The sequence below is a fragment of the Glycomyces lechevalierae genome, assembly GCF_027622945.1.
GTDB lineage: Bacteria > Actinomycetota > Actinomycetes > Mycobacteriales > Micromonosporaceae > Glycomyces > Glycomyces rutgersensis.
The window spans coordinates 55949-76591 of sequence record NZ_JAPZVQ010000016.1 but is presented as its reverse complement, the minus strand read 5'-3'; the positions used below and the strand labels follow the sequence as shown (position 1 = coordinate 76591).

General features: G+C 70.3%; 19 protein-coding genes and 1 tRNA gene. 9 read left to right on the top strand and 11 right to left on the bottom strand.

Annotated features, from left to right (window positions below):
* Positions 1-23: 23 nt before the first annotated feature.
* Positions 24-1544 carry an acyl-CoA carboxylase subunit beta gene (locus O2L01_RS20930; RefSeq protein WP_270123979.1) on the bottom strand — a complete coding sequence of 507 codons (1521 nt, stop codon included), beginning with the start codon at positions 1542-1544 and terminating at the stop codon, positions 24-26.
* A gap of 634 nt (positions 1545-2178) precedes the next feature.
* On the opposite strand from O2L01_RS20930, the gene O2L01_RS20925 reads away from it, so the two are divergent.
* Positions 2179-4293 carry an acyltransferase family protein gene (locus O2L01_RS20925; RefSeq protein ID WP_270123978.1) on the top strand — a complete coding sequence of 705 codons (2115 nt, stop codon included), beginning with the start codon at positions 2179-2181 and terminating at the stop codon, positions 4291-4293.
* Positions 4294-4336: 43 nt separating this feature from the next.
* Here O2L01_RS20925 and deoD read toward each other — a convergent pair whose 3' ends face one another.
* Complete coding sequence (deoD, locus tag O2L01_RS20920) at positions 4337-5044, bottom strand: purine-nucleoside phosphorylase (protein ID WP_270123977.1); 708 nt, start codon at positions 5042-5044, stop codon at positions 4337-4339.
* Between the two features lie 107 nt (positions 5045-5151).
* Between deoD and O2L01_RS20915 the strand changes: the two genes are divergently transcribed.
* Positions 5152-5242 (top strand) — tRNA-Ser (locus O2L01_RS20915).
* A 397-nt stretch (positions 5243-5639) separates the two neighbouring features.
* On the opposite strand, the gene O2L01_RS20910 is transcribed toward O2L01_RS20915, so the two are convergent.
* Positions 5640-6239, bottom strand: coding sequence for a TetR/AcrR family transcriptional regulator (locus O2L01_RS20910; RefSeq protein ID WP_270123976.1), 600 nt, complete (start codon positions 6237-6239; stop codon positions 5640-5642).
* 94 nt (positions 6240-6333) lie between these two features.
* Here O2L01_RS20910 and O2L01_RS20905 point away from each other — a divergent pair, with 94 nt between their 5' ends.
* The 4 genes from O2L01_RS20905 (at position 6334) to O2L01_RS20890 (ending at position 9841) form a co-directional block, all read left to right on the top strand.
* Positions 6334-6576 carry a hypothetical protein gene (locus tag O2L01_RS20905; protein ID WP_270123975.1) on the top strand — a complete coding sequence of 81 codons (243 nt, stop codon included), beginning with the start codon at positions 6334-6336 and terminating at the stop codon, positions 6574-6576.
* Positions 6569-7558 (top strand): alpha/beta hydrolase, encoded by a 990-nt coding sequence (locus O2L01_RS20900; protein WP_270123974.1) that lies wholly within the window; start codon positions 6569-6571, stop codon positions 7556-7558. The genes O2L01_RS20905 and O2L01_RS20900 overlap by 8 nt, the downstream gene beginning before the upstream one ends.
* 415 nt (positions 7559-7973) lie before the next feature.
* Positions 7974-8912 carry an endonuclease/exonuclease/phosphatase family protein gene (locus tag O2L01_RS20895; RefSeq protein ID WP_270123973.1) on the top strand — a complete coding sequence of 313 codons (939 nt, stop codon included), beginning with the start codon at positions 7974-7976 and terminating at the stop codon, positions 8910-8912.
* 65 nt (positions 8913-8977) lie between these two features.
* The gene (locus O2L01_RS20890; protein ID WP_270123972.1) at positions 8978-9841 is read left to right on the top strand and encodes an ABC transporter ATP-binding protein; all 864 of its coding nucleotides are present in this window, start codon (positions 8978-8980) and stop codon (positions 9839-9841) included.
* Between the two features lie 70 nt (positions 9842-9911).
* On the opposite strand, the gene O2L01_RS20885 is transcribed toward O2L01_RS20890, so the two are convergent.
* Positions 9912-12353, bottom strand: a complete 2442-nt coding sequence (locus O2L01_RS20885) for a transglycosylase domain-containing protein (protein ID WP_270123971.1) — start codon at positions 12351-12353, stop codon at positions 9912-9914.
* A gap of 342 nt (positions 12354-12695) precedes the next feature.
* Here O2L01_RS20885 and O2L01_RS20880 point away from each other — a divergent pair, with 342 nt between their 5' ends.
* Positions 12696-13022, top strand: a complete 327-nt coding sequence (locus O2L01_RS20880) for a WhiB family transcriptional regulator (RefSeq protein ID WP_270123970.1) — start codon at positions 12696-12698, stop codon at positions 13020-13022.
* Between the two features lie 656 nt (positions 13023-13678).
* On the opposite strand, the gene O2L01_RS20875 is transcribed toward O2L01_RS20880, so the two are convergent.
* Genes O2L01_RS20875 through O2L01_RS20865 form a run of 3 tightly spaced genes read right to left on the bottom strand, consistent with a single transcriptional unit; the run spans position 13679 to position 16489 of the window.
* The gene (locus tag O2L01_RS20875; protein WP_270123969.1) at positions 13679-14944 is read right to left on the bottom strand and encodes an ArsA family ATPase; all 1266 of its coding nucleotides are present in this window, start codon (positions 14942-14944) and stop codon (positions 13679-13681) included.
* Complete coding sequence (locus O2L01_RS20870; protein WP_270123968.1) at positions 14937-15905, bottom strand: ArsA-related P-loop ATPase; 969 nt, start codon at positions 15903-15905, stop codon at positions 14937-14939. The genes O2L01_RS20875 and O2L01_RS20870 overlap by 8 nt, the downstream gene beginning before the upstream one ends.
* A gap of 14 nt (positions 15906-15919) precedes the next feature.
* The gene (locus O2L01_RS20865) at positions 15920-16489 is read right to left on the bottom strand and encodes a hypothetical protein (protein WP_270123967.1); all 570 of its coding nucleotides are present in this window, start codon (positions 16487-16489) and stop codon (positions 15920-15922) included.
* Positions 16490-16610: 121 nt separating this feature from the next.
* Here O2L01_RS20865 and O2L01_RS20860 point away from each other — a divergent pair, with 121 nt between their 5' ends.
* Positions 16611-16769, top strand: a complete 159-nt coding sequence (locus tag O2L01_RS20860) for a hypothetical protein (RefSeq protein ID WP_205325936.1) — start codon at positions 16611-16613, stop codon at positions 16767-16769.
* A 2-nt stretch (positions 16770-16771) separates the two neighbouring features.
* Positions 16772-17254, top strand: a complete 483-nt coding sequence (locus O2L01_RS20855) for a RidA family protein (RefSeq protein ID WP_270123966.1) — start codon at positions 16772-16774, stop codon at positions 17252-17254.
* Between the two features lie 70 nt (positions 17255-17324).
* Here O2L01_RS20855 and O2L01_RS20850 read toward each other — a convergent pair whose 3' ends face one another.
* From O2L01_RS20850 to O2L01_RS20835, 4 genes are all read right to left on the bottom strand, one after another.
* Positions 17325-18419 (bottom strand): fumarylacetoacetate hydrolase family protein, encoded by a 1095-nt coding sequence (locus O2L01_RS20850; protein WP_270123965.1) that lies wholly within the window; start codon positions 18417-18419, stop codon positions 17325-17327.
* 55 nt (positions 18420-18474) lie between these two features.
* Positions 18475-19299 carry a tetratricopeptide repeat protein gene (locus O2L01_RS20845; RefSeq protein ID WP_270123964.1) on the bottom strand — a complete coding sequence of 275 codons (825 nt, stop codon included), beginning with the start codon at positions 19297-19299 and terminating at the stop codon, positions 18475-18477.
* A gap of 21 nt (positions 19300-19320) precedes the next feature.
* Positions 19321-19782, bottom strand: a complete 462-nt coding sequence (gene ispF / locus O2L01_RS20840) for a 2-C-methyl-D-erythritol 2,4-cyclodiphosphate synthase (RefSeq protein WP_344469278.1) — start codon at positions 19780-19782, stop codon at positions 19321-19323.
* 118 nt (positions 19783-19900) lie between these two features.
* On the bottom strand, positions 19901-20398 hold the full coding sequence (locus O2L01_RS20835; protein ID WP_205325932.1) for a CarD family transcriptional regulator: 498 nt from the start codon (positions 20396-20398) through the stop codon (positions 19901-19903).
* Positions 20399-20643 lie beyond the last annotated feature (245 nt).

Sequence of the window (20643 nt, the reverse complement as noted above, 5' to 3'; positions counted from 1 at the left end):
GCGGTTCGCAAGCGCCGTGGCGGCTACACCGGTGTGATCGGGTGTCTGCGGTCGGAGAACCGGCGGTCCTTGTGGGTCAGCCGGCGGTATCGGGCGATGAGGTCATCGCGGAGTGCGGCGGGTTCGACGATGTCGTCGACGACGAGTTCGCCGGCGAGGCGGCGCAGGTCGACGTCGGCCTCGTACTCGGCCCGCTTGTCCGCCACGAACCGCTCCCGCTGGGCGGGGTCGTCGATGGCGGCGATCTTGTTGGCGTACACGGCGTTGACGGCCGCTTCGGCGCCCATGACGGCGATGCGCGCGGTCGGGAGGGCGAGCACGGCGTCGGAGCCGAAGGCGGGGCCGGCCATGGCGTAGAGGCCGGCGCCGTAGGCCTTGCGGACGACGACACAGAGCTTGGGGACGGTGGCTTCCGCCACCGATGCGATCATCTTGGCGCCGTGGCGGATGATGCCGCCGTGCTCGACGGCGGCCCCGACCATGAAGCCGGGGACGTCCGCGAGGAACAGCAGCGGCACATTGAACGAGTCGCAAGTGGACACGAACCGGGCGGCCTTGTCCGCGGAGTCGGAGAACAGGACCCCGCCGCGCACCGCGGAGTTGTTGGCGACGACGCCCACGGGCCGGCCGTCGAGCCGCGCGAACGCCGTGATGAGCTCCCCGGCCCAGCGGGCCTGCACCTCGAGCACGGAGTCGCGGTCGACGAGCCCGTCGATGAAGGCGTGCATGTCGAACGGCGCGGACTCGCTCGCGGGGATCTGCGCGGCGAGGTCGACCGGCAGCGGCGGGCGGGCCGCGCGCACCGGCGCGGGCTGCGTCCAGTTCGACGGCAGGTACGAGAGCCAGCGCCGGACCGACGCGATCGCCTCGTCCTCGTTGCGGCACAGGAAGTGCCCGACGCCGGACTGCTCGCAGTGGACGCGCGCGCCGCCCATGTCCTCCAGGGTGGTCTTCTCGCCGGTGACCATCTCGACCATGCGCGGGCTGCCGAGGTACATGGAGGCGTTGCCGTCGACCATGGCGACGATGTCGCAGAACGCGGGGATGTACGCGCCCCCGGCGGCGCTGGGCCCGAACAGCGCGCACGCCTGCGGGATCCGGCCCGAGGCGCGCACCTGCTCGTGGAAGATCCGGCCCGCGCCGCGGCGGCCGGGGAAGAGCTGCACCTGGTCGGTGATGCGCGCCCCGGCGGAGTCGACGAGGTAGACGATCGGGTGCTGCTCGAGCTGGGCGGCCTCGACGGTGCGGATGATCTTCTCCACGGTGCGCGCGCCCCACGACCCGGCCTTCACCGTGGAGTCGTTGGCGACGAGCCGGATCGGGCGGCCCTGCACGGTGGCGGTGCCGACGACGACGCCGTCGGCCGGCAGCGTCGGATCGGGGTTGGCCCAGAGGTTGTCCTCGCGGAACGAGTCGGGGTCGCACAGTCGCCGGATGCGCTCGCGGGCGTGGTACTTCCCCGCGGCGGCCGCGGCCTGGTGGTACTTCTCGGCGCCGCCGCGCTCGATCCGCTCCCGTTCGACCGGGTAGTCCCCGAATTCCACGGCACGGCCTCCTTGCCGAAACAGCGTCCCTTAACGATCGTTAAGGCAAGCATATTGTGTCCCGCCCGCGCCCGCCTGTCAACGAATTCGCCCCACCGGTCATTCAGTTGTCAGACCCGCCCGCCACCGTCGAATCAAGGGCGCTCACCAACGCCCGTTTTGCATAGAAAAGCCAGGACGCCCCGCGGGCCCCGAACCCCGCCCCGAGTCCGAACCGCAAACCCCGAGCCGGGCCGCACCGCGAACCCGGAGCCTCGCCCAGGGCCCGCCCCGCCCGCCCGAGCCGCATCGGCGTCCGAGCCCGCCCGCCCCAAACCGCCTCGCCGCCGCACCCGAGAAGGCGCAACCGCACACCGGGGCCGCGTCCCGCCCGACGCGAGCCCGACTCGCGCCGCCCGTCGGTGCTGCGCCGCCGATCCGCAATCCGACCGCACTGTCACACCCTCCTGCCATCATCGAACCGGGGGCGGCTCCGAATGCCCGATTTATGGGCATCCGCCGCGAACCGCCACACTCGCGTTCAACCTCCCGACCCCTTCCGCGCCAACGCCGCCCGCCTTCCCGCAACCCGCCGCCGCTACCCTCGGGAGACCACCGCACCGTGCCCCCAGCACGCCGCCTCCCCCGGAGACCGATGAGCACCCCCGCGAGCACCAGCGCCGCCCCCACCGGCACCGCCACGACCGCACCCGCGCCGCCCGCCGCCAAACCGCCGCGCCTGCGCGAGATCGACGGCCTCCGCGGCCTCGCCATCGTCGTGATCGCCGTCTACCACCTCTGGTTCGACCGCGTCTCCGGCGGCGTCGACGTGTTCCTCCTGCTCTCGGGCTTCTTCATCACCGCGAGCCTCCTCCGCAGCGTCGAGAAGACCGGCTCCGTCCGCCCCCTCGCCTTCGCCGCCCGCATCGTGCGCCGCATCTTCCCGCCCGCGCTGGTCGTCGCCGCGGCCACCGTCCTCATGACCGTCGTCTGGCTCCCGCGCGCCACCTGGAACCAGCAGCTCGGCGACATCCTCGCCTCCGCGCTCTACTACGGCAACTGGAACCTCGCGCTCCACTCCGTCGACTACCTCTCCTCCAACAACGGCGCGAGCATCGTCCAGCACTACTGGTCCATGGGCGTCCAAGCCCAGTTCTACGTCCTGTGGCCGATCCTCATCGCCGCAGCCGCCTGGCTCGCCGCCCGCGCCCGCTGGAGCCGCCGCCGCGTCCTCGCCGCCGCCTTCGCGCTCGTCTTCGCCGCGTCGTTCGCCTTCGCGCTGTGGGAGACCGCGACGAACCAGGCCTTCGCCTACTTCGACCTCCGCGCCCGCCTGTGGCAGTTCGCCGCCGGCGGCCTCCTCGCCGTCGCCCTCCCGCGCCTGCGCGCCGCCGCCGCGAGCACCGATGCGCCGCAAGCCCGTTGGACGGCCGCACTGCTCGGCTGGGCCGGCGTCGCCGTCCTCCTCGGCGCCGGGTGCTTCCTCGACAGCACCGCCTTCCCCGGCCTCGCCGCGCTCTGGCCCGTCGGCGGCGCCTGCGCCGTCGTCATCGCCGCCTCCCTCAGCCCCGGCGGCGGCGCCGGGCGCCTCCTCAACGCCCGTCCCGTGCAATGGCTCGGCGACCTCTCGTACACGCTCTACCTGTGGCACTGGCCGATCCTCGTCTGCTACCTCACCGCCACCGGCCGCGACACCGCCACCGTCCTCGGCGGCCTCGGCATCCTCGCCGCCGCGGCCCTCCTCGCCTGGGCCACCCACTGGGCGCTCGAACAACGGCTCCCCGCAACGGGACTCGGCCAGCGGAGCCTGCGCGGCGCCTTCGCGCTCGGCGCCGCGAGCCTCGCCCTCGTCCTCGTCTCCTATGCGGCCCTGAGCTGGTATATCACCGTCGAACGCGACCGCCTCGCCGAGGCCGTCGCCGACCCCGCCGTCTACCCCGGCGCGGCCGCGCTCGCCGAAGGCCTCGAGACCCCCGACGCCCCCTTCGCACCCTCCACACTGGAAGCCGCCGAGGACTACGACCCCGCGCTCTCCGGCCGCTGCAACCAGACCATGGAGGGCTACGAGCCCATCCGCTGCGACTTCGCCGGAGGCGAACTTGTGCAGAGCGCCACGCCCGCAGCGGAAGCCACCGCCACGGTCGTCATGTACGGCGGCTCCAAGATCTGGCAGTGGCTCCCGGCCGTCCTCCACGCCGCCGATGCCCGGAACTGGCACGTCATCGCGTACACCAAGAACGCCTGCATCATCGAGACCGGCCAGGAGGCCCTCGGCGAGGAGCGCTACCGCTCCTGCGCCGCATGGAACGACGCCGTCGTCGCCGAGCTCGGCGAGATCCGGCCCGACCTCGTCCTCACCTACGGATCCCGCGTCGGCTACGAGGCCTACGAGACCTTCCCCGACTACACCGACCGCTACGAGCAGCTCCTCGCGACCGGCGCGGCCGTGGTCGCCCTCCGCGACACCCCGAGCCCCCGGTTCGACATCCCCCTCTGCGTGGACCTCAACGGCCACAAGTCGAACGAATGCACCGTCGACCGCGCCTCCTACTACGACGAGGGCGCGTTCGAGGCCCTGGAGGTCCCGAGCGGCATCCACAAGGTCGACCTCATCGACTACATCTGCGGGCCCCGCGTCTGCCCGCCCGTCGTCGGCAACATCCTCGTCTACCGCGACGACGCCCACATGACCAACACCTACGCCGCGACCCTCGGCCCCTACCTCGAGGCCGAACTCGCCGCCGCGCTCGCCGAACCCGCTGCGGGGTGAGCGAAAGGCCCGGCTCGCGCGAGCCGGGCCTGTTCGATGAGCCTTAAGCGGTGACCGCGTCCAAGGCGATCTCGACCATCTCGGAGAACGACTCCTGCCGGTCGGCCGCGGGCAGCTCCGTGCCCTTGAGGATGTGGTCCGAGATCGTGCACAGCGCCAGCGCGCGCGCCTGGAACTTCGCGGCGAGCGTGTAGATCGCGGCGGCCTCCATCTCGATCGCGAGGATGCCGTACCCGGCGAGCTTCGCCTCGACCTCGGGGGCGTCCGTGTAGAACGTGTCCGAGGAGTACAACTGGCCCACATGCAGGTTGATCCCGCGCGCGGCCGCCGCGTCCACGGAGGCGCGGAGCAGGCCGAAGTCGGCCACGGGCGCGTAGTCGACCACGCCGTTGAAGCGGATGCGGTTCATCGACGAGTTCGTGGAGGCGCCGATCCCGGCCACCACGTCGCGCAGCTCGATCCGGTCGTGGATCGCGCCCGCCGAGCCCACCCGGACCACGGTCTTGACACCGTAGACGTCCAGCAGCTCGTGCGTGTAGATCGACGCCGACGGCTGGCCCATCCCCGTGCCCTGCACGGACACGCGCTTGCCCTTGTAGGTGCCGGTGTAGCCGAACATGTTCCTGACCTCGGTGTAGCGGGTCGCGTCGGTCAGGAAGTTCTCGGCGATCCACTTGGCGCGCAGCGGGTCCCCGGGCAGGAGGACGCTCTCGGCGATGTCGCCCGGCTTGGCGGAGATGTGTGCAGTCATGACGCCAGCTTCTCATAAACATCCCATGAATTTGCGAGGACGGGCTGTGAGCTGGATCGCCGGGCCCGGTTCAGCGGGAGTCCGCGCGGTCCGGTAGTGTTCTCGGCGGTGGCGTGTCCGAGCGGCCGAAGGAGCTCGCCTCGAAAGCGAGTGTTGGGTAACCCTCAACCGTGGGTTCAAATCCCACCGCCACCGCCAACGTAATCCCAGTTCAGACGCCTGAGAAGGCGGATGAGCTGGGATTTTTCTTTGCCCTCTGACCTGGTGTTCCGGGTACGTCCGGGCTGCTCAAGGTTGCATTCCCCATCGATTCCCCACCGGTTTCCGGCTTCTCCGGGCTTCCAGGGCCGATCTGGGAGTGATCGCTCCCGCTCGCTGCCTGGATATCCGACTTCTCCCGGCCGCCCGGACCGGCCTCGGGGCGATCTCTCCCGCTCGGCTTCCCCGGCGGCCTGTTCGAACCCTTGCTTTCCTTTTGTCGGATCGGCTGGGGCGCAGCGGCTTCTGCGGAGGCTGTGCCGCTCGGTCACGCCGAGGGTGCGTTTCGGGCGCTGCGTTGGCTTGGGCGTCGGTCGTGAGACGGCGCCGTGGCGGTTCAGCGGGCGCGGAGTGCGGCGAGGCGGTGTTCGAGGGCGGCGAGGGCCGTCCGGGAGTCGTGGCGTCCGAAGAGGATCTGGAGGTTGAGGCCGTCGGTGAAGGTGATCAGCGCGTCCGCCTCCTGATCGGGGTCGAGGTCGGCGCGGAGGTCGCCGTCACCTTGGCCGGCGCGGATGAGCACGTTGATGAGCGCGGCCAGGTCCGCGTACTGCCGGCGCTGGATGGCCGCCAGGGCCGGGTCGACGGCGGCCTGGGCGGCGAAGGCCAGCCATACGCGGGTCTCGGCCAGGCTCGGCTCGTCGACCGGGACGATGCCGATGAGTGTCTGCTCCAGCATGATCGCGGCCGAGTCGGGGTCGCCGGAGGCGTCGATGCGGTTCTGCACCCGCTCGCTGACGCGCTGGTTCATGTATTCGAGGACGAACGTCATCATCTCCGCCTTCGTGGAGAAGCAGCGCTGCACGGCCCCCATCGACACCCCTGCTCGCGCGGCCGCCAGGCGCAGCGTGGCCCCTTCGGTCCCCTGCTCGCTGATGAGCTCGAAGACCGCCTCGGCGATCTGGCGCCGCCGGGCGGCATGGTCGACCTGTCTGGGCATCCGCCAAGCCTAACCGATGCGGTCGCATCGGTACCGTGTTACGATTCGATACGACCGCATCGGAACGTCCGGTGCGCCATCGAAGGAGACCCAGATGACCGAAGGCAAGCCGCGCGGCGACAGTTGGCAGGGCGCCCGCTGGGTGCTCGGGACCGTCCTGTTGCTGCAAGGATTCGGATCCGCGGCCACCGAGGCGTTGTGGAACACCGGCTTCGGTGCCGCAGGGCTGCTGCGGGCCGCAGGCCTGCCGCAGTGGACCGACTTCGCGGTGGGCGCCGCCGGGGTGGCGCTGCTTGTCTGGGCGGCGGCGCGGACGCGAAGGAGCGCCCGTGTCTGAGCGAACACGCGCTCCGCGACCGGACCAGACTGCCCGCCGGGGGCGGGCCGGGCGCCGCGGATTCCTGAAGGCCGCCGCGGCCGGGATCGGCGCCGGAGCCCTGACCGCGGCGGCGCCGGCCGGCGCGGGCCGCGGGCCGCGGCCCGTCTTCGTGCTCGTGCACGGCGCCAACGGCAACGGCGCCTCGATGGCGCCGCTGGCCTCCGGGCTCGCGCTGCACGGCTGCCCGGCCGTGTCCGTGGACCTGCCCGGGCACGGCCCGTCCGGCAGCTTCCCGCAGTCCTACCAGGCGCCGCAGGATCTGGAGGCGCTCGCGGTCGCCCCTTCGCCGGTGCTGGCCGAGACCACCCTCGCTGACAACGTCGACCATGTAGTCGCCATCGTGCGCCGGGCCGCGCGCAAGGGACCGGTGATCCTGGTGGGGCACAGCATGGGCGGAGCGACGATCACCCGCGTCGCGAACGAGGTGCCGCACCTCATCGCGCGGCTCGTCTACGTCTCGGCCTTCTGCTGCGTCGAGCTGCGTACCGTGCTCGACTGCTTCCTCACCCCGGAAGCCGCCACCACACTGCTGCCGACGATCCCCCAGATCGGCGACCCCGAGTGGATCGGCGCCACCCGCACCAACTGGCGCTCGGGCGACCCGGAGTTCATCGCCGCCACGAAGGCCGCGCTCATGGCCGACTACAGCGACACCGGATTCCTGGCCGCGCTCAACCTCTTCGAGCCCGACGAATCGAGCGCCGTGCCCGTGGACGATGCGAGCGGCGACCCCGCGACGTGGGGGCGGGTGCCGCGAACCTACGTGCGATACACCGCCGACCGCGCGATCCCGCTCGCGCTCCAGGACCGGATGATCGCCGAGGCCGACGCGGCCACCCCCGACAACCGGTTCGACGTCCACTCACTCAATGCGCCGCACCTGGGCCCGGAGAACCCGCAGGCCCTCATCGAGATCCTGCTGGCAACGGCGGGAACGTAGGACCTGGCGGGCGCCCCGGGTGAGGCCCGAACGCGTGCGGGGCGGAGAAGGGCGGGAGTGTCGAGCTCCCGCCCTTCCGTGCTCGTGGCTGCCCGTCATTCCCGTTCGGGAGGATGCCGAGCCTCGTGACTGACGGTCAATATTGAATCGCAGACGGTGAGTTCTCCATCTCTTTCCCGCGCGGGTCCGAGATGGACTCAGCTGCCGGCTTCGAGCTGCGGCGGAACCTGGACTGCGGGCAGCGGCCAGTGGGTTCGAGTCCCGCCGCCACCGCCGACGTTCCGGATGCCGGGTCTGTCTTCACAGGCCCGGCATTCGTCGTTGCTCGCCACGGGCGGCTAACCTGTCGGGACCGCGCCCGCCGCCGGCGGCGCGGCCGGCGCGGGTGCGCCGCACACAGAAAGGCGGACAGCGGGTGAGGCGATCCTCGACGGGCGGGAAGATCTTCAGCGGGGCGGTCATCGTCCTCTCGCTGCTCCTCGCCGCGATCCTGCTCCTCCACCGGTTCATCCCCAACCGCTGGTTCAACCTGGGCAGCCTCATCGAGACGTTCCTGCCCTGGTTCGGGCTCGCCGTCCCGGTCCTGCTCGTCCTGGCCGCGATCCGCCGCCGCCCGCTCGCGATCGTCTGCGCCCTGCTGCCGGGCCTGGTCTGGTTCCAGATGTACGCCGCGCTCATCCCGGACAAGCACGGCGGCGACGGCGACTTCCGGGTCGTCGCCCACAACGTGAACGCCAACAACACCGACACGGCGGCGACCGCGGCGACCCTGCTCGCCGCCGAACCGGACGTGATCGTCCTCGTCGAGCTCACCGAGGACCAGCGCTCCGCCTGGAGCGAGGTGCTCGACCAGCAGTACGAGTACTCGGTGTCGTACGGGACGGTGGCGCTCTGGTCGGCCTACCCCGTGGTCGACTCGAACGAGGTCGACCTCGACCTGGGGTGGGCGCGCGCCTTCCGCGCCGCCGTCGAGATCGACGGCGAGCCGGTCGCGTTCTACGTCGCGCACCTGCTCTCGGTGCGGGTAAACACCGAGGGGTTCACGTCCGCGCAGCGCAACCAGACCGCGCTGCTCCTCGGCGAGGCGATCGCCGACGAGCAGCTCGACCGGGTCGTGCTCGCCGGGGACCTGAACGGCACCTCGCAGGACCGGGCGCTCGCCCCGATCACGTACCAGCTGCACTCGGCGCAGGCCGACGCCGGCAAGGGCTTCGGGTTCACGTGGCCCGCCGACACCCCGCTGGCGCGGATCGACCAGGTCCTCTACCGGGGCCTGGAGGCCACGGGCTCGGACGTGCTGGACGCGACCGCTTCCGACCACCGCCCGGTCATGGCGGACTTCGCGTTCTCGTAGGCGCCCCGCCGAGCCGATCGCGGGCGGCGTGCAACCACTCGCGACGGTTCGGGCGTCTTGGAGACGTGACCGAAGACGACGCGACCATGATCCTCCCGACCGTCGGCGCGAACGGCCCGGCCGGCGCCGACGACACTGCGGTGTTCGCGCGCGTCGAGACCGGGCCCGCGGAGCCCGGCCGGGCGCTGATCGAGCTCGACGGCGTGGGCATGACCTACCCCGGTCCGCCGCCGGTCGAGGCGCTGAAACCGGTCGAGCTGCGGATCGAGGACGGCGAGTACGTCGCGATCGTCGGCCCCTCCGGTTCGGGCAAGTCGACGCTCCTCAACCTGCTCGGCCTCCTCGACGCCCCCACCGCGGGCACGTACTGGCTCGACGGGCACGACACCTCCAAGATGAAGGAGGCGCACCGCACGCAGCTCCGCGCCGACAAGATCGGCTTCATCTTCCAGGCCTTCCACCTCATGGCCCACCGCACCGCGACCGAGAACGTCGCGATGTCCCTGGTCTACCAAGGGGTCCCGAAGCGCAAGCGGCGCCAGATCGCCCGCGAGAAGCTCGAACTCGTGGGCCTCTCGCACCGCCTCGACTCCCTGCCCACCACGCTCTCCGGCGGTGAGCGGCAGCGCGTCGCGATCGCCCGGGCCCTCGCGGCCGGGCCGAGCCTGCTGCTGTGCGACGAGCCCACGGGCAACCTGGACTCGAAGACCGCCGACTCGATCATGGCCACATTGGACGAACTGCACCACGAGGGTCTGACGATCCTCATCATCACCCACGACCACGAGGTGGCCGAGCGCGCCCAGCGGGCCGTGACGATCCGCGACGGCCAACTGCGCGAAGGCAACCACCTCCACGACGACCACGTCGCCGCCGTCCCGACCGACCGCGCCGCCCCTGGCACCCTCGTGATGCCGAAGGCCCCCTAGACCTTCCTTCCTCCCAAAAAGGACCGCGGGCCCGCACCGAAAGGTGCGGGCCCGCGGTTCGTGTTGCGGCTCAGTCCCGGTCGGGCGGCGTGGCGCCGCCGTCGGGCGGCGTCTCGCTCTCCTCGGCCTTCTCGTCCTCGTAGTCCTTGCCGTTGGAGATGAGGATGTAGATCGGCGTGCCCTTCGGGGCGGAGCCGGTCATCGAGGTCGAGAATGCTTCGCCCTCTTTGCAGTCGGAGTCGAACTGGCCGGGCGCGATCGACGCTTCGAAGCCGGCGTTGGCCACGCGGGACCGGGCGTCGTCGGCGTCCATGCAGTCGATCGACGGGATCGACACGAGGTCCTTGCCGTTCTTCATGGCGTTGGTGGGCTTGGGCCAGTCCTCCTCGTCGAGGCCCTTCACGGCCTTCTTCAGAATCGCGACGCCGACCTCCTTGACGGAGATCTTCAACTCCGGGGTGGCCACATTGGACCGGAAGCTCGCGTCGGGGTCGCCGACGAAGGTCGCGGTGGTGGCGTTCGGGGTCGAACCGATGAACCAGTACGAGCGGTTCGAGTCGGCGGTACCGGTCTTGCCGAACAGCGGGCGGCCGAAGCCCCCGGTGTAGGCCGCGGCGGTGCCGTTGCCGGAGCACTGGGTGCCCTCGGCGTTCTGGCCGACCACGCAGCGCCCGGCGCTGACGGCCGCGTTCGCGACCTCCTTCGGGAAGGCCTGGTCGCATTGCGGCGCAGCCGCATCGGTCCATTCCTTGCCGTCGGAGCCGATCACCTGCATCACCGGCAGCGGCTCGCAGTGCAGGCCTTGGGCCGCCACGGTCGCGTAGGCCTCGGCCATCTCGAGCGGCGTGGTCGCGTCGAACCCGAGGGTGAAGGTGCCGTAGTTGTCGAGGTCGTCGTTCTCGGCGCGTACGGCCGCCTCGCTGCTGGGGGCGAAGTCGATGCCGGCGGCGGTGGCGGCCGCATAGGCCTTGCTGGTGCCGACGGCCTGCTGCAGTTGGACGAACGCGGTGTTGGAGGAGCGTCCGAACATGGCCCACATGTTCATCGGTCCGGAGGACCAGTTGCCGTCGTTGGTGGGGCACCAGTGCCGCAGGCCCCCTTCGGTGACGCTGCCGCACGCCGAGGGGTCGTCCTTGCCGGTGAGGTACTGGGAGGTCAATCGCGACGGCGACGGCAGCGCGGTTCGCAGCGGGAATCCCGCGTCGAGAGCGGCGACCATGGTGAACAGCTTGAACGTCGAGCCCGCGGGGTAGCCGGAGACTTCGTCGTTGCCGCTGAGGAGCGGGATCGTCGTGTTCGGGTAGTTCGACGGCTTGGAGTCGTCGCCGTCGGTGCGCGGTTTGTTCTCGGTCTGGTCGAGACTGTAGTTGCGGTTCACGGCCATCGCGCGCACGTGCCCGGTGCCCGGGGTGATGGTGACCGAGCCGAGCGCGGCCGAGTTGTTGACGCTCACCTCCTCGGTGAGGCGCTCGGTGGCGTCGTCCTGGAGCTTCGCGTCGAGGCTGGTCACAATCCGGAAGCCGCCGCGCTTGAGCAGGCTCATGCGCTCGCGCTCGTCGGCGCCGAAGGCCTCCTGGCTCGCCCACCACTCCTTGAAGTAGTCGCAGAAGAAGCCCCAGTTGGGGGTCGCGACGTCGACGCACTCGCTGCGGACGGGCCGCGGGTTCAGGCCGAGCGGCAGCGCCTTGGCCTCGTCGGCCTCGGCCTGGGAGATCTTGCCGAGGTCGGCCATGCGCTGGAGGACCCAGTCGCGTCGATCCACAATGGGCTTTTCGTCGCCTTCGCCGTCGAGCAGGCCGTCGGCGAGGGAGGGGAACTTCGGCAGGGAGGCGAGGGTGGCGGCCTCGGCCACCGTCAGCTCGCTCGGCGGCTTGTTGAAGTACGTGTATGAACCGGCGTGGACCCCGTAGGCCTGGTTGCCGAGATAGATCACGTTCAGGTAGCCCTCGAGGATCTCCTCTTTGGACATCGTCTCCTCGACACCCATGGCGTACCGGGCTTCTCGCAGTTTGCGCTCGTACGAGTCCTCCGACGCCGCGATCACCTCGTCGATGGTTGAAGCGGAGTAGATCAGGGTATTGCGTACGAACTGCATGGTGAGGGTCGACGCCCCCTGGGAGTCACCGCCCTGGTTCGCGACCGCGGCCCGGACGATGCCGGCCCAGTCGACCCCGTTGTGCTCGTAGAACTTCGAGTCCTCGGCGGACAGGAGCGCGTCGATCATGACAGGGGAGACCTCGTCGAGAGTGATCTCGCGGCGGTTCTCCTCGTAGAAGGAGGTGATGAGTGTCTCGCCATCGGACGCGTACACATAGGTCGTCTGCGGCAGGGTGGGTTTGGTGAGTTCCGTCGGCAGCGCCTCGAACGAGTCGACGCTGTTCTCGGCAACGAGGCCGCCGAGCCCGACGAGGGGGAAGGCGGCCGCGGCCGCGAGCACACCGGCGAGCACACCGCAGATCAGCAGCGCGATGCCGTCCCTCAGGGGACTCCGGTCGCGTTTCAAGGTCTCCACCGCCTCAGATTAGAACGAATGTCGGGAAGTGCGGCACGGCAGCATCCGGATACCGGACGGCGACTCGCATGCAAGGCGACATGTATGCCCGCAATTCATACGCCGCAATCCGGAAGGGGAGATGCGCTCGTATCGGAATCGTTATTATCCGAGCCGCAGTCGCCTTGTGAGCCGTAGGGGTGAAGCCATCCCACGGAGTCCGATTTTCGTCTCGGAGAGTAGTCAAACCCTTACGAGAGGTGTAAGGTCCGTTCTGACGGCCACATTGTGTGATCGAGAGATCACTCTGATGTAGTCGTCGGGGGGTATGAAGGGGAAAGATCTCACGGGGAGGTCATGCGGATGGGACTGCTGATCGACTGGACGACCAAGGCGCTATGTCAGGAAGGTGATCCTGACGCCCTGTTCGTGCAAGGAGCAGAGCAGAACAACGCGAAGAAAGTGTGCCGCGGTTGCCCGGTACGGCTGGAATGTCTCGCCGACGCGCTCGACAATCGCATCGAGTTCGGCGTCTGGGGCGGCATGACCGAGCGGGAGCGGAGGGCGCTGCTGCGACGGCACGCCGATGTCCGCTCCTGGAGAGCGGTCTTCGAGGTCGCACTGGAGGAGGAACAGCGAAGCGCCCGCAAGGGCAACCGGCGCCGGATACCGGTGGACGTCAACTTCTGACCGGCAAGCCTCTCGACGAAAGGCATGAGCACCGCGCCTGGACGGCATCCCCGTCCGGGCGCGTTTTTCATGCCCCGCTCCCGGATCCCGCCTGTGGATAACTCTCCCCCTCGCGAACAGGCAAAATGAGCGAACCTCGCAAAGTTATCCACAGGCGAAAAATAGTTCTTGGCATCCGATACCGGGCATGTGATTGTAGATATCAAAAACAGCTGCTTCGCCGGTGGTGGTGGAAGTGCGGAGTGGCGACCCGGTCCTGGCAGGACTGGCGGTGATATGTGGGATTCCCCGGGGGCCGCCCCCGAAGACCGAGCGCGGGTGCACCCGCGCTCGGCTCCTGCCAGGACACCTCGCGAGGTCATTCGCGGGCGCACCAGCAAAGGCGCTGGTGCGCCCGCGCCAAACCAGACACCTCGCGAACCCGAACGACACGCACACCCGAACAGACACAAGAAAGGACCAGCGCCGCCCGAACGAACGCCTCGCCAAAGCACCACACACCCGAACGGCGCTCGCTAACCGGCACGGCATACCGGAGAGCGCAGCCCGCGCCTCAGAGCGGCGCACCAATGAAACCCGCGCACGAACCACAGAGGAGGCGGTGCTGGGCCGCCTGCGGCGCACTCGCCCGCTCATGCGCGAAGCGCGATTGAACGCTAGACGCCTGCGGCCGTCGCGCCGAAGGCGCGTAGGTCGTCCAGGTCGACGACTTCGACGCCCAGCGTCGGCAGCCAGCGCTGCGGGACCTCCGGACATGCGGCCGCGTAGCGGGCCGCGACGCGTTCTTCGGCGGCGCGGCGACGGGCCAGGTCGGCGTGGGTGCGCAGGACCGCCGCTACAGGGTCGTCGACGTCGGACTCTTCGAGCGCCGCTGCCGCGCCGAGGGCGCGTTCGGCCGTCAGGTCGGCCGCGACAGGGGTGAGGCGGTTGAGGATCATGCCGTCGAGCGGCATCCGCTCCTCGGTGAGGCGCCGCGTGAAATAGACGGCCTCGCCCACGGCGGCCGGCTCGGGGGCGGCGATGACCAGGAATGAGGTCTGGTCGTCCTGCAGGGCCCGGAAGGTCGCTTCGGCGCGTTTGCGGAAGCCGCCGAAGGTGTCCTCGAGGCTCGCGGTGAACTCGGCGACGTCGGTGAGCAGGTGCCCGCCGAGGACCTTGTTGAACACGCGCGTGAAGACGGCCGCGCTGGCGCCCATGAGGGAGAGCATCGACCGGCGGGCGCCGGGGGTCGAGGCCGAGAGGAGGCGGATGACGCGGCCGTCGAGGAGTCGGGCGAGGCGGGCGGGGGCGTCGAGGAAGTCGAGGGCCGAGCGGGAGGGGGGCGTGTCGAGCACGATGAGGTCCCATTGCCCGGTCGCGCGGAGCTGGCCGAGCTTCTCCATGGCCATGTACTCCTGCGTGCCGGAGAAGGTCGAGGAGACCGCCTGGTAGAACGGGTTCGCGAAGATCTCCGCGGCGCGCTCGGGGGTGGTGTGGGAGGCGACGACCTCGTCGAAGGTGCGCTTCATGTCGAGCATCATCGCGTCGAGGGACCCGCCGCGGACGGCTTCGACCGCCTTCGGGACGTTGTCGAGGGCTTCCACGCCGAGCGATTGGGCGAGCCGCCGGGCCGGGTCGATGGTCAGGACGACGGTGCTTCGGCCGTGGACTTCGGCCGCGCGCAGGGCGAGGGCCGCTGCGGTCGTGGTCTTGCCGACGCCGCCGGAGCCGCAGCAGGCGATGACGTGCTTGTCCTTGTTGCTGAGGAGGGCGTCGACGTCGAGTCCGGGTATTCCGGCGGGGGTGACGTTGAGTCTGGCGGCTGCGATGGGGGCGGCGTCTGGCGTGGGTGCCCCGGCCGGGGCGGCGTCGGGTCTGGAGACTTCGGTCGGGACGTCGAGCCGGGGTGGTTCGGCGGCGGGGTTTTCAGGGGTCTCAGCCATTGCGTCGCTCTCCGATGATGCCGGGCCGCAGGACACGGGCGAGTTGGTAGAGGCCGGACAGGTCGACGCCCTCGGGGAGCAGCGGCAGTTCCTCGACCGGCCGGCCGAGCTGTTCGAGCCGGTCCCGGTAGGCGTCGATCGACTCGATCTCGGCGCGGGCGGCCGAATACTCCTTGAGGAGGCCGGTGACGAGGGCTGGTTCGGGGGTCAGGCCCGCTCGTTCCAGTCCCGCGTTGATTGCTTCCGCTTCGACTTCGACGGCCTTCGCGCCGGCGACCTTGTTCAGGACGAGGTGTCCTACGGGAAGGTCGGCCGCCATGAGTTCCTTGTTGGCGTCCAGGGTTTCTTGGACGGGCATGGCCGCTGGGGTCGTGACGAGGTGGACGGCGGTGAGCGAGGAATGGAGCATCCTCGCCACGGACCTGGAGTGTTTGCCGATCGGGCCGGTCTTCGCCAGGCGGCCCGATTCGACCGTCACGTTCAGGAATTTCACGATGCGGCCGGTGGGCGGCGCGTCCAGCACCACCGCGTCGTACGACATCCGCCCGGCCTCGGCCCGCGAGACCGCCTCTTTCAGCTTGCCGGTGAGCAGGATGTCCCGCAGCCCGGGCGCGATCGTGGTCGCGAAGTCGATCGCCCCGAACTTCTGCAGCGCCTTCCCGGCCGAGCCGAGCCGGTAGAACATCGTCAGGTAGTCCAGAAGCGCCTCGTCGGCGTCCACCGACTGCCCGAAGACCTCCCCGCCGTCCAGGCCCGCCGCGAGGTGCCGCTCCTCGTAACCCAGCGAAGGGGCGTCGAACAGCGGCGCGATCCCTTGGCGCCCTTCGACTTCCACCAGCAGGACCCGCCGGCCGGTGCCTGCGAGCGCGAGGGCCAGCGCGGCCGCGACCGAGGTCTTGCCGGTGCCGCCCTTCCCGGTGACGATGTGCAGTCGCGGCACCGGGAACGCTGAGGCAGTCATTCATCGGAGTCTAGTCATGCCGCGGTGATCCCGCAGATGAGCCATTGCGGGTCGCCTTCCTCCGCGACGAGCGAGAACTCCCACGTCGCGGGCTCGGAGAACGCGCCGCTCTCGCCGATGCGGATCTCGGCGGCGACAGTGGCCGCGCCGACGGAACGCCCGGTCTCGGTGACCTCGTCCCACGCGAACTCGCCGGTCCCGTCCGTGTAGGAGAGGGCCGCGACGGCCTCGCTGAGGTCGCGGTCGGCCTTGTCGGCGCAGAGCCAGGCCGCGGCGGCTTCGGCGTCGCGGTCCTCGAGGAGTGCCCCGAGGAACGCGTCGACCGTGTGCACGGGCGTGTCCGTGACGTCGTCGACGCCGGTGTAGAGGCGCATGGCGCCGAGGACGAGTGCGACGCAGAACGCGATGGCGGCGGCCGCGATGATCCACGTCCACAGGCGGTTCGAGCGGTCGCGCGGCGGTTCGTGGCGGCCGTGCGCGGGCTTGGCGCGATGGTCGGGGATGCCGGGCGGCGCGGCGGCGGCGTCGCTGGTCGGTTCGTGGGGCGCGGTTTCGAAGGACGGCGCACTGGTGTCTGACGACACGGGAACTCCCTGGTTCGACTGGTGCGGCCCGAGGCGGCGCACCGTAAGGACTTCGGGGAGGCGACGCACTCTGAGCGTAGCGGTGCGTCGCCGCTCGAGCAAGACGCCGTACTGTGGGCGCATGGAGAAATGGGAGTACCTCACCGCGCCGCTGCTGATCCACAACACGAAGATGATCCTCGACAACTTCGGGGACGAGGGCTGGGAACTGGTGACCGTCCTGCCCGGTCAGAACTCGGAGCAGCTCGTGGCGTACTTCAAGCGCAAGAAGGAGCAGTAGCGGTGGCCGATGTGGACAAGGCGCTGGCGCGCCTGGGCCTGTCGCTGCCGGCGGTGGTGCCGCCGGTGGCCGCTTACCAGCCGGCGGTCCGCTCCGGGGAGTACGTGTACACCTCGGGGCAGTTGCCGATGGTCGACGGCGTGCTCGCGGCGACCGGGAAGGTCGGCGCGGAGGTGGATCCGGAGCAGGGCTACGACCTGGCCCGGATCTGCGCGTTGAACGCGTTGGCGGCGGTGGCTTCGATCGCGCCGCTCGACGAGGTCGTGCGGATCGTGAAGGTCGTCGGCTTCGTGGCCTCGGCGCCCGGGTTCACCGGTCAGCCGAAGGTGGTCAACGGTGCTTCCGAGCTCCTCGGGGAGGTCTTCGGCGAGGCGGGGACGCACGCGCGCAGCGCGGTCGGCGTGGCCGAGCTGCCGTTGGGCGCCCCGGTCGAGGTGGAGCTGATCGCTCAGCTCGCCCCGAGTGCGAAGACCGTCCTGGTCTGATCGATTGTTCCCCGGCCGGTACCGCGTCTCGCGGTACCGGCCGGTTCTCGTTGCCGCCGTGGGCGTCCGGTCAGGTGATGGACGGCAGGACGCGCGCTTCGACCTCGCCGAGGGCGATGGTGGTGCCGCGCGGGCCCGGTGCGGTGGCGGTGACCTTGACGGTGTCGCCGGTCTCGAGGTTGAACTGGCCGGTGACGGCTTCGCCGGAGCCGTACAGGAGGCCGGAGCGCAGGAGCGCGCCGCCGGAGGTGAGCTGCGCGAGCTGCTGCGCGGGGGTCCAGTAGGACTCGGCGAAGTCGGCGCCGGCGACGGCCACTCCGTTGACTTCGATGTTCAGGTGCAGGTCGAAGCCGTACCGGTCGGATTCCTTGAGATAGGACGCCATGTCCGCGGTCGGTTCGGGCGCGGCGGTGCGGGCGGCGTTGAGCGCTTCGATGGGCGTGACCCAGGCGCTCATGGAGGTCGCGAACGACTTGGACGCGAACGGGCCGAGGCCGTCGGTCTCGAGTTCGGCGAAGTCGCGGGCGGTCCAGTCGTTGAGGAGGACCGCGCCGAACACGTGGTCTTCGAACGCGTCGGGCGAGACGGGTTGTCCGAGTTCGGATTCGCCGCCGATGAGGAAGCCGACTTCGGCTTCGATGTCGAGGGCCCGGGTGGGGCCGAAGACGGGCTGGCCGTCGTCGCCGCGGCGGTGCCCGGAGGGGCGCACGACGTCCATCCCGGAGGGGATGAGGGTCGAGGCCCGGCCGTTGGAGGCGCGCGGGTAGACGCGGGCGGCGTCGGGGGCGCGCATGGTGAAGTCGACGTAGTCGGTCACCAGGAGCGGGGCGTGCATGACGGCGTCGCTGAGCGGCGTGAGCCAGTTGGTGGCGATGTCCTGGATGCTCGACTCGGTGAGCGCTTCCTGGGCTTGGGCGCGGATCTGCTTCCAGGCGTCCTTGCCGAGCGACAGGAGCCGGTTGAGGGCGGGGTCGCGCAGGGCGGTGCAGGCGGCGCAGGTCTGGCAGTCGCCGGAGAGCACCGCTTTGTGCATGTCGAGGATCTGGTCGCCGATGCGCACGCCGATGCGCGGCAGGGTCTCGTCGGCGGTCGAGAAGACCCCGAACGGAAGGTTGTGGATGTTGTAAGGGCTTTCGTCGGCCCCGGGAACCCAGCACGTGGTCACTAGCTCGTCCTCCAAAGATCGTGGTGAAGGAGTAACGAGCGCCGCGCGCGAAAGGTCACTCGGGGTTGCGGTGCCTGCGCAGAACTGTGAACCACGCCACCCATGCGGCGATGGCGACGATGGCGAGGAACAGCCGCGGGCCGGTGTCGATCTCGCTGCCGAGGAGGGCGGGGACGGCGAAGACGACGGCGATGCCGAGGAGGACCGAGCGGCCGAGCGCGCCTCGGAAGAACCCGGGCCCGTAGATCTTGTCGCGCCAGCGGGGGTCGTCGGGGTCGGCGTCGACGAAGCGGCGCGGGGGCCGGCTGACCTCGGCGGGCATCGCGGGGACGGGGACGCCGGTCTGGTCGGGCCCGAGGTCCTCGGCGGCCTGCCGGGAGCGTTTCGCGAGTTCGCTCATGTCGAGGCTCTCGGCGATCGCGGCGAGCGCCAGGTGGGTGCGCGGCTGTGAAGGCGCGAGGTTGACGGCGTTCCACGCGGCGTCGAGCGCGGGCTGGGCGGCGCCGGCGCGGCGGGTGATGAGCGCGTAGTGCACGTGGTGCTGCCAGGAGGCGCGGTCGAGGTCGAGCACGCTCGCGGCGGCCTGGAGGGCCTCGCCGCGGCGGCCGATGTCGGCGAGCGCGTACCCGCGGGTGATCATCGCCCGCGAGTGCTGGGGCTTGTGGGCGAGGGCGGCGCCGGCGTAGGTGAGGGCCTCGTCCGGATCGTGCGCGGCGAGCGCGCACGCGGCGGCCATGGCGTTCGCGTCGGGGTCGAGGGGGTCGACGCGCAGGGCGGCGTCGGCTTCGGCTCGGGCGTCGGGGACTTGGCCGAGGTCGTACAGCATCTCGGCGCGCTGGAGGTACTCCGCGACGGAGCGGCGGTTGGGGTCTGCGTCCATGGGATAACTTCCGAATGGCGGTCACTGCTGGTACAGCAGCAACGCTACCGCGGTCGCGGCGAGACCTTCGCCTCGTCCGGTGAAGCCCAGGCCGTCCGTGGTGGTCGCGGAGAGGCGCACGGGGGCGCCGACGGCCGCGGTCATGGCGGTCTCGGCCTCGGACCGGCGCGGGCCGATCTTCGGGTGGTTGCCGATGACCTGCACGGACACGTTGCCGATGAACCACCCGGCGGCGCGGACGCGGCGGGCGGTCTCGGTGAGGAGGGCGGCGCCGGAAGCTCCGGCCCATTCGGGCCGGGACGTGCCGTAGTTGGAGCCGAGGTCGCCGAGTCCGGCGGCGGAGAGCAGGGCGTCGCACGCCGCGTGGGCGGCCACGTCCCCGTCGGAGTGCCCGGCCAGACCCGCCTCGCCGGGCCAGGAGAGGCAGGCGAGGCGGCATGTCCGGCCTTCGTCGAAGCGGTGCACGTCGCTCCCGTGCCCGATGACGAAGGGCGTATGGGGACTCGCACTGGCGCTTTCGCGTTCGTGGGAGTCCGCGGCGGGCCCGGGGCCCGCCTTGTCGTTGGTGCTCACGCTGACGCGGTTCTGGACGGGGGACCGGCTACTTGACCGGGGCCTCCGAGAGCAGGACCTTGTCGAGGATGTTGTCCGCCTCGTCCTTCACGCAGTCCTCGGCGAGGGCGATCTCGCCGGTGAGGATCTCGCGGGCCTTGGAGAGCATGCGCTTCTCCCCGGCGGAGAGGCCGCGTTCGCGGTCGCGCCGCCACAGGTCGCGGACGACCTCTGCTATTTTCAGCGGGGAACCGGAGGCGAGCTTCTCGACATTGGCCTTGTAACGCCGCGACCAGTTGGTGGGCTCCTCGGTGTGGGGAGCGCGCAGGACTTCGAAGACCTCCTCGAGGCCTTCGGCGCCGACGACTTCCCGGACGCCGACGAGCTCGACGTTCTTGGCTGGAACCTTGACCGTGAGGTCACCCTGTTCGACGCGCAGCACGAGGTATTCCTGTTCGATACCGCCGATGGTGCGAGTCTCTACAGCTTCAACGAGTGCGGCCCCGTGGTGGGGGTAGACAACGGTCTCGCCGACACTAAAACCCATAGGATCGAAACCCCTTTCGCTGTGTCCAGCTTAACACGGGATCGGGGGTTTCCCCGACAGCGGATCGCCGCGAATTCCCTGGTCAATTGGTATGTGACTGATTACTCTACGGCACCTTGGGCTTCCGGGCGGCGAGCAGAGGAGACAAATGAGGCCTGCGTCCCTCTTTCGTGTCCGGCCCCTCCTGAGTGGTGCCCGCCCGCGCGACGGTGGTCGCACGGGTGCCGCCGCTACCTGCCTCGATG

Bases quoted from the DNA above. Each gene is read 5' to 3' on its own strand.
- O2L01_RS20925 (WP_270123978.1), top strand. From the start codon at position 2,179: ATGAGCACCCCCGCGAGCACCAGCGCCGCCCCCACCGGCACCGCCACG.
- deoD (WP_270123977.1), bottom strand. From the start codon at position 5,044: ATGACTGCACACATCTCCGCCAAGCCGGGCGACATCGCCGAGAGCGTC.
- O2L01_RS20910 (WP_270123976.1), bottom strand. From the start codon at position 6,239: ATGCCCAGACAGGTCGACCATGCCGCCCGGCGGCGCCAGATCGCCGAG.
- O2L01_RS20905 (WP_270123975.1), top strand. From the start codon at position 6,334: ATGACCGAAGGCAAGCCGCGCGGCGACAGTTGGCAGGGCGCCCGCTGG.
- O2L01_RS20880 (WP_270123970.1), top strand. From the start codon at position 12,696: ATGGGACTGCTGATCGACTGGACGACCAAGGCGCTATGTCAGGAAGGT.
- O2L01_RS20875 (WP_270123969.1), bottom strand. From the start codon at position 14,944: ATGGCTGAGACCCCTGAAAACCCCGCCGCCGAACCACCCCGGCTCGAC.
- O2L01_RS20870 (WP_270123968.1), bottom strand. From the start codon at position 15,905: ATGACTGCCTCAGCGTTCCCGGTGCCGCGACTGCACATCGTCACCGGG.
- O2L01_RS20860 (WP_205325936.1), top strand. From the start codon at position 16,611: ATGGAGAAATGGGAGTACCTCACCGCGCCGCTGCTGATCCACAACACG.
- O2L01_RS20845 (WP_270123964.1), bottom strand. From the start codon at position 19,299: ATGGACGCAGACCCCAACCGCCGCTCCGTCGCGGAGTACCTCCAGCGC.
- O2L01_RS20835 (WP_205325932.1), bottom strand. From the start codon at position 20,398: ATGGGTTTTAGTGTCGGCGAGACCGTTGTCTACCCCCACCACGGGGCC.